Genomic DNA, 7,443 nt, shown 5'->3' with positions numbered 1-7,443 from the left:
GTGGAACACAAATGTTATGGGGACTATTCACGTTTTAGAGGCCCTCAAAAGCCTGACTCATCCCTGTGCCGCCGTGTTTATTACTAGCGATAAGTGCTATGAGAATCGGGAATGGGTCTATGGTTATCGGGAAAATGACCCTTTAGGGGGTTACGATCCCTATAGTTCTAGCAAAGCTGGGGCGGAATTGGCGATCGCATCTTGGCGCAGTTCCTTCTTTAAAACCCCTCAAACCCCCATCGGCATTGCCAGCGCCAGGGCCGGAAATGTCATCGGTGGCGGAGATTGGTCCCTAGACCGGATTGTACCCGATGCCATGCGGGCCTTGATGAAGTCCGAAGCGATTCCGGTGCGGAACCCTCTAGCGACTCGCCCTTGGCAGCACGTTTTAGAGCCTTTAGGGGGCTATTTACGGTTAGCTGAGTTGGTTTATGAGCAGTTGATGACGGCTAATTGGCAGCAAGACAGCCGGGGGTTATATGGAGCGTTTAATTTCGGTCCGTCTCTGACTTCTAATCGTCCGGTTAAAGAGTTAGTTGAGTCTATCCTACAACTTTGGCCAGGGACTTGGCTCGATCAAAGTGATCCGAATGCTGTTCATGAGGCTAAATTGCTTAATCTAGTCACAGATAAGGCTTTTCATACCCTAAAATGGCAACCAGTCTGGGATTTTCGGCAAACCCTCAAGGAAACCGTGACATGGTACTATCAAGCGGCTCAAATGGACTCTGAAGATAAAGCACAATTCCAAGACCTTACCCGCCAACAAATCGAATATTATCAAAGTTGTTTGATCGATTAGCGAATTCAAGGCTGATAATAGTGCAAATTAAGTGATAATTAAGTTCAAATTTCTCCCCTGAAAGGAAATTAACCATGACTCAATCTATTTCTCCCCCCAATACCAATACTGAAACAGAACTGCGAGAGCAAGTCTTTCAAGCCGTACAAGAATACTACAAACACAAATTTCAACCCCGGGCTTTTGTGGCGGGGCAGACCTATATTCCGGCATCGGGTAAAGTATTTGATGAGCAAGAATTAGTCAAATTAGTGGATTCTTCCCTAGATTTCTGGTTAACGACGGGCAGATATGCGGCGGAATTTGAGGAACGTTTTGCCCAGTGGATGGGGGTAAAACATTGTTTATTGGTCAATTCTGGCTCTTCGGCCAATTTAGTGGCTTTAAGTGCCTTAACTTCCCCTAAACTGGGGGAAAAACAACTTAAACCGGGGGATGAAGTCATTACCGTCGCCGCCGGTTTCCCGACTACAGTTAACCCCATCTTTCAAAATCAGCTAATTCCCGTCTTTTTAGACGTTAAACTACCCGGTTATGACCTCGACATCGAGCAACTGGAATCGGCCTTGTCAGAGAAGACTAAAGCGATTATGATTGCTCATACCCTGGGAAATCCCTTTAATTTAGAAGCGGTGATGGCTTTTGCCGAAAAACATGACCTCTGGGTAGTTGAGGATAACTGTGACGCGGTGGGAAGTCTTTATAAAGGGCAAAAAACCGGCACCTTTGGGCATTTAGCGACGGTTAGCTTTTATCCTGCTCATCACATGACCATGGGAGAAGGGGGAGCCGTTTTAACCAGCGATACCCGCTTGAAAAAGATTGTCGAGTCATTCCGTGACTGGGGCAGAGATTGTTGGTGTCCTCCGGGGGTAGATAATACCTGTAATAAGCGCTTCGGTTGGCAGTTAGGAGATTTGCCCTTTGGCTATGACCATAAGTACACCTATTCTCATGTGGGTTATAACCTAAAGATGACCGATATGCAAGCCGCCGTCGGGGTAGCGCAACTGGATAAATTGCCCGGATTTATCAAAAAGCGTCGGGAAAATTTCGACTTTTTGCATCAAAAGTTACAGGAGCTTCAAGATGTTTTAATTCTGCCTGAAGCCAGCCCGGATTCTGAACCGAGTTGGTTCGGGTTTCCGATTTTTGTTAAGGAAAATGCGCCTTTTAGCCGCAATGATTTGGTTAAGCATTTGGAGGAAAAACGCATCGGCACAAGGCTATTATTTGGAGGAAATTTATTGCGACAGCCTCTTTATAAGGGGTTAAATTATCGAGTCGTTGGGGATTTAAGCAATGCCGATAAAATCATGAGTAGTGTTTTTTGGCTGGGCATTTATCCCGGATTAACCGAGGAGATGTTAACCTATGTAGCAACGACTATCCGAGAATTTTGTCATGGCCAATAAAATTCCCCAACTTTTGGGACAAAATTTCAGGTTAAGGAAAATATGGCGGCTCTTCTCGTTTCTGTGTGGAAGGAAGAAGAATAGGGATAATTTTACAGAAGTATAATCTTCAAAGTCTTGCTAGGCAAGACTTCTAGGAATGGTGCGCCCTGATTATTACAGAAAGTCGAGAAGACCCAAAATATGAAAGTATTGATTACCGGTGCCAGTGGTTTTGTTGGTTCCCATGTAGCAAGGCTTCTAATAGCCGAAGGGTGTGAGGTACACGCACTTGTGCGAGAAAACGGCGAACAATGGCGAATTCAAGATATTCTCCCATCACTACATTTATGGCAATCTGACTTAGTAGCATTTGAAACAGTGAATGCTTATTTACAGAAAATCAAGCCCGAATTGTGTATTCACTTAGCTTGGTATGTTGGGTCAGGAAAACAACTAAATTCTCGGGAAAACTTGAATTCATTCCAGGCAAGTCTCAATTTATTCTCTCAACTAGCTGAAGTAGGTTGTAAGCGGTTTGTGGGTATAGGGACTTGTTTTGAGTATGATTTCAATCTAGGATATTTTTCTGAATCAAGTCCGACAAAACCCATCACCTTATATGCAGCGACCAAGGTGGCACTATTCACTATTTTACAACAACTAGCCCAGAGCGCCGAAGTAGAGTTAACATGGGTTCGTTTGTTTTATCAGTATGGTCCAATGGAGGATGAGCGACGGTTAATTCCGTCGGTTATTTGTTCACTGCTGCGGGATGAAGTGGTAAAAACAACTAAAGGTGAACAAGTTCTGGATTTCCTTCATGTTGAGGATATAGCATCAGCAATTTGGGCAGTTGCGAAGAGCAACGTTTCAGGTGTAGTTAATGTTGGTTCTGGTCAACCTGTAACCGTTGGACAAATAGCACTTGAACTTGGTAATTTATTAGGTAAACCTGATTTAATTCATCTGGGTGCTTTACCTTACCGTCCCAATGATCCCATGTTTATTTGTGCTAATAATGAGTTGCTTAGAAAAAAGACCGATTGGACACCTAAATATAATTTAACGACGGGATTAAAAAATACAATTGAATGGTATAAAGACCATTTAAACATAAATAAAATTGAGGAAATTTAAGATGAGTAAAAAATTAATTAGTGTTGTTACTCCTTGCTACAATGAACAAGATAATGTTGAGTTTTCATATACTGAGGTCAAAGAGATTTTTGCAAGATTAGAAAAATATGAATACGAGCATATTTTTATCGATAATGACTCTCAAGATAAAACAGTCAGTATATTAGAGCAAATCTCTCAAAGCGACTCTAGAGTCAAAATTATCATTAACGCTAGGAATTTTGGCTTTGTTCGTTCTACCTATTACGGCCTCTTACAAGGAACTGGAGATGCGGTTATTTTAGTCTTCGCCGATTGTCAAGATCCTCCCGAACTAATCGTCGATTTTTTAGAAAAATGGGAGGAAGGCTATCAAGTTGTTAAAGGAATTAAAAGATCTAGTCAAGAGAACTCTTTGGTCTATAGTGTGAGAAGATTTTATTATTTTTTAGTTAGAACCCTATCAGAAGAGATTGACTTAACTTCTAATTTTACCGGCTTCGGTTTATATGATCACAAAGTGATAGAAGCATTGCGTTTGATCGATGATCCTTATCCCTACTTAAAGGGTCTTATTTCAGAAGTCGGTTTTAAGAGTGCTAAAATCGAGTATCATCAGAAAGTCCGAAAACGAGGTAAGAGTAGTTTTAATTTTTATCGAATGTACGATCTGGCAATGCTGGGCATCACTACCTATTCTAATTTTCCGCTAAGATTGGCGACAATGATCGGGTTCGCTCTATCTCTAGTGAGTTTTCTGGTCGGTCTCGTGACTTTGATTTTGAAGCTTCTGTTTTGGAACCTTTTCCCCATAGGAATAGCGGCGATCATTATCGGATTGTTTCTTTTTTCTTCTGTACAGTTATTTTTTATAGGTATTTTAGGAGAATACATTGGTTTGATAAATAGACGAAGCTTAAAAAGACCTCTAGTGGTAGAGAGAGCGCGAGTCAACTTTGATATTAAATAGTGAACAGTATTTTTGACAATCCGAAAGGGGAATTTATTAACATGGAACGCCATACTAAAATCAGATTTCTTAGCACAATTATAGTTATAGGCTTTGCCATCGCCGTTTTTTATCACTACACGATGGGAGCTTATTTAGGCAATCAACAGCCTCTTAATAGTTTTTTATTTAAACCTAATGATAAGTTTAATGACTTTTGGAACATGGTTAACTTTATCAAGGAACTTAATCCCTACAGAAGTGATGTTTATATTTTTGGTATATATTATCCATTGGGGGAGTTATTTTTCTTCCCGTTTACTCTATTTAAGAGCAGAGATTTAGCACTATTAGTATTTTTGAGTATTTTTTTAGTCTGCTGGCTATTTTTCATAATCAATAATTTTTCTCAGACTAATAGATTAGACAATTTTCGTGATATTTTTGTGATTTCCTTCATGAGCTATCCTTTTCTATTTACTATAGATAGAGCTAATGCAGAATTATATACGTTCTTGTTTTTATGTGGTTTTGCTTACTTTTATAATAGCTTAAATCACTATAAATCGCTTTTTGCCTTAATTTGTCTATCCCTAGCAATTGCGATGAAACCATTTCCAGCAATTTTTCTAGTCCTATTGGCAAGCGAAAAAAAGTGGAAAAATATCCTCTATGTAATTATATTTGCCGCATTAATAACTATTTTTTCTCTGCTGTGTTTTCAGGGAAGTATTTTAGAAAATATTCAAGGATTGAGAAGAAATCAAGCAATGTTTGTGAAATATTATGTGATCGGATCGGGAGGTTGGCCTTATGGGGTCAGTTTGTTCGGGTTGATCAAGGTTATTGCCGCTTTTGTCTTAAAGATTTCTAAAGATATTGGTATAATCTCATCATCAGATATAGTGCGAACATTTTTTGATTGGGTTTCACTACTTTTGAGACCCTATTCTGTACTATCGTTAATAATAGTAGGATTGGTAAGTTTATACATTCTGACTAAGGAGAAAATTTTCTGGAAAAAACTAGCTCTTTTAGTTTTTGTGATGAATGTTATCCCCCCCACATCAGGAGATTATCGACTTCTCAATCTTTTTATTCCTTTGGCTTTTTTTATTAATGAATCAAAGTCAAGTAAGTTTGATTTAGCCTATCTGCTCCTGTTTGGTCTTTTGCTCATTCCCAAAAATTACTTTATTATTCCAGCCATGACCGATATGGGACTTAGTATAGGAGTTATTATTAATCCATTGTTAATGTTAATATTTGGGTTTTTGATTATTAAGGAAGGATTAAGTAAGACAACAAGAGATATACCCAAACAAAGCCTTGATAGGTCAGTTCGAGAATAAGTTTAACCTGATTGCCCAATTGTGAGAGACAATAGACAAAATATGACTAATACTGACAATTGCGATCACAATTGTGTTGACATTGATGATAGTTTATGATAAGAAAGTGGCATCAGTTGTTCACCCCAACTTAACCAATGGCTCAAGAAACCCTCCTAATTGCAGCTAACCCACAAGGGATCAAGCTACCACCGACCCAAGATGAGCTACCTTCTGATGATGGTATTCCCATGGAAACCCAGCGACACGGACTGCAAATGCAGTTATTAGTTAGACCTCTCTCCTGGTGGTTAAAAACCCAGGGACGGGAAGCGTTTGTCGGAGGCAATATGTTTGTTTACTTTAGCCCCAATCAAGTGCGTAAAGAGGATTATCGCGGGCCCGATGTATTTGTCGTTGTGGACGTGCCTCGAAAAGAACGGAAAAGCTGGGTCGTCTGGGAAGAAGAAAAAGCTCCTGATGTGGTGATTGAGTTGCTCTCTGAAAGTACAGCGCAAAAAGATAAAGAAGAGAAAAAGCTCATCTATCAGAATCGTTTGCGGGTGACAGAATACTTTTGGTATGATCCCTTTGACCCAGAAGATTTAGCGGGACATCGCTTAGAAGGGGGTGTTTATAAATCTTTAAACCCAGATGCTCAAGGCAGGTTCAGCAGCAAAATATTAGGGCTGGTGTTAGTGCGGTGGCAGGGAATTTATGGGGATGAACAAGAGCCGATTACTTGGCTACGTTGGGCAACAGCAGAGGGGCAATTGCTCCCCACCATAGAGGAGTTGGCCGAGCAGGAAAAGCAACGGGCCGAGCAGGAAAAGCAACGGGCTGAACGCTTGGCAGCAAAATTAAGAGCGCTAGGGGTTGAAGTTGATGATAGTGTATGAAATAATTGCAGGCATTGTCCACCTATAGGTCTATTTTATAATTAATTTAATGCACCTACTTAGTCGTGGACAGTTTATGAGAGCTTATTAAATATAGGAAGGACTGTTTACGACAATGACACCATCTACAATTAATTTGTTCAAAAAATCACCGCCAATCACCTGGGAAAAACTGCCAGATGATTTTATTCTACCTGACGAACCTGTGGACAACAACTTGCAACCCCTATTAGCAGCAGCTTTACGAGAATCGTTAGAATTAGCAGGACTAATTCTGGAATCGATGCTAATTGCCTCTAATTTTGGCTTGTGTGCCACCGTTAAAACTCAAACTGTTGTCAAAGCACCTGATTGGGTTTATATTCCCTCAGTAAAATCTATTGCTAGTGGAGAAATTCGGCGCAGTTACACTCCCCACCTCGAAGGAGAAATTCCAGCAATTGTCCTAGAGTTTATCTCGGAAACCGAAGGGGGTGAATATTCCATCAACCCTCACTATCCCTATGGAAAATGGTATTTTTACGAGCAAATCTTACAAGTACCTGTCTATGGAATATTTCAGCCAAAAACCGGAGAATTAGAAATTTATCGATTGAATCAAGGAAGATATGAACAACAAAAACCTAATGAAAACAATCGTTATTGGATAGCAGAGATTAACTTATTTTTGGGAGTCTGGCAGGGAAAAAAAGCGGAAGTAACAGCCTATTGGTTACGTTGGTGGGATAAGTCGGGCAATCTGTTATTATGGGGGAGTGAGTTAGTAGAGCAAGAAAGGCAACGAGCCGAGCAGGAGCGTCAACGGGCCGAACAAGCTGAGTTAGAACTTGAGCAAGAACAAATTGCTCGCCAACGTTTGGTGCAAAAGTTAAAAGAGTTGGGAGTTTATCCTGAAAATCTATAGCCCATTTTAGATATTTGAATTAGTGAAATTACTTATGACAGCCAT

At 40.3% G+C, this 7,443-nt stretch carries 7 protein-coding genes; all 7 read left to right on the top strand.

Going from position 1 to position 7,443, the window contains the following annotated elements:
- On the top strand, window positions 1-802 hold an 802-nt coding region (gene rfbG / locus PX484_RS09685), incomplete at its 5' end, for a CDP-glucose 4,6-dehydratase (protein ID WP_288103644.1).
- Between the two features lie 74 nt (window positions 803-876).
- On the top strand, window positions 877-2,217 hold the full coding sequence (gene rfbH / locus PX484_RS09680) for a lipopolysaccharide biosynthesis protein RfbH (RefSeq protein WP_149978400.1): 1,341 nt from the start codon (window positions 877-879) through the stop codon (window positions 2,215-2,217).
- Between the two features lie 183 nt (window positions 2,218-2,400).
- The gene (locus tag PX484_RS09675; RefSeq protein ID WP_004268731.1) at window positions 2,401-3,336 is read left to right on the top strand and encodes an NAD-dependent epimerase/dehydratase family protein; all 936 of its coding nucleotides are present in this window, start codon (window positions 2,401-2,403) and stop codon (window positions 3,334-3,336) included.
- 1 nt (window position 3,337) lies between these two features.
- Complete coding sequence (locus tag PX484_RS09670) at window positions 3,338-4,285, top strand: glycosyltransferase family 2 protein (RefSeq protein ID WP_287767053.1); 948 nt, start codon at window positions 3,338-3,340, stop codon at window positions 4,283-4,285.
- A 41-nt stretch (window positions 4,286-4,326) separates the two neighbouring features.
- Window positions 4,327-5,616 (top strand): glycosyltransferase family 87 protein, encoded by a 1,290-nt coding sequence (locus tag PX484_RS09665; protein WP_287767055.1) that lies wholly within the window; start codon window positions 4,327-4,329, stop codon window positions 5,614-5,616.
- A 137-nt stretch (window positions 5,617-5,753) separates the two neighbouring features.
- Entirely contained in the window at window positions 5,754-6,494 is a 741-nt protein-coding gene (locus tag PX484_RS09660; protein ID WP_287767057.1) for a Uma2 family endonuclease, read from the top strand.
- A 115-nt stretch (window positions 6,495-6,609) separates the two neighbouring features.
- Window positions 6,610-7,398 carry a Uma2 family endonuclease gene (locus tag PX484_RS09655; protein ID WP_288103640.1) on the top strand — a complete coding sequence of 263 codons (789 nt, stop codon included), beginning with the start codon at window positions 6,610-6,612 and terminating at the stop codon, window positions 7,396-7,398.
- Window positions 7,399-7,443: the final 45 nt, after the last annotated feature.

It is taken from the genome of Microcystis sp. M49636_WE2, from assembly GCF_030065375.1.
Classification (GTDB): Bacteria; Cyanobacteriota; Cyanobacteriia; order Cyanobacteriales; family Microcystaceae; genus Microcystis; species Microcystis aeruginosa_C.
This window is presented reverse-complemented; position numbering and strand designations above follow the sequence as displayed.

Coding starts and splice junctions, on each gene's coding strand:
- PX484_RS09675 (WP_004268731.1), top strand. CDS start 2,401: ATGAAAGTATTGATTACCGGTGCCAGTGGTTTTGTTGGTTCCCATGTA.
- PX484_RS09670 (WP_287767053.1), top strand. CDS start 3,338: ATGAGTAAAAAATTAATTAGTGTTGTTACTCCTTGCTACAATGAACAA.
- PX484_RS09665 (WP_287767055.1), top strand. CDS start 4,327: ATGGAACGCCATACTAAAATCAGATTTCTTAGCACAATTATAGTTATA.
- rfbH (WP_149978400.1), top strand. CDS start 877: ATGACTCAATCTATTTCTCCCCCCAATACCAATACTGAAACAGAACTG.
- PX484_RS09655 (WP_288103640.1), top strand. CDS start 6,610: ATGACACCATCTACAATTAATTTGTTCAAAAAATCACCGCCAATCACC.
- PX484_RS09660 (WP_287767057.1), top strand. CDS start 5,754: ATGGCTCAAGAAACCCTCCTAATTGCAGCTAACCCACAAGGGATCAAG.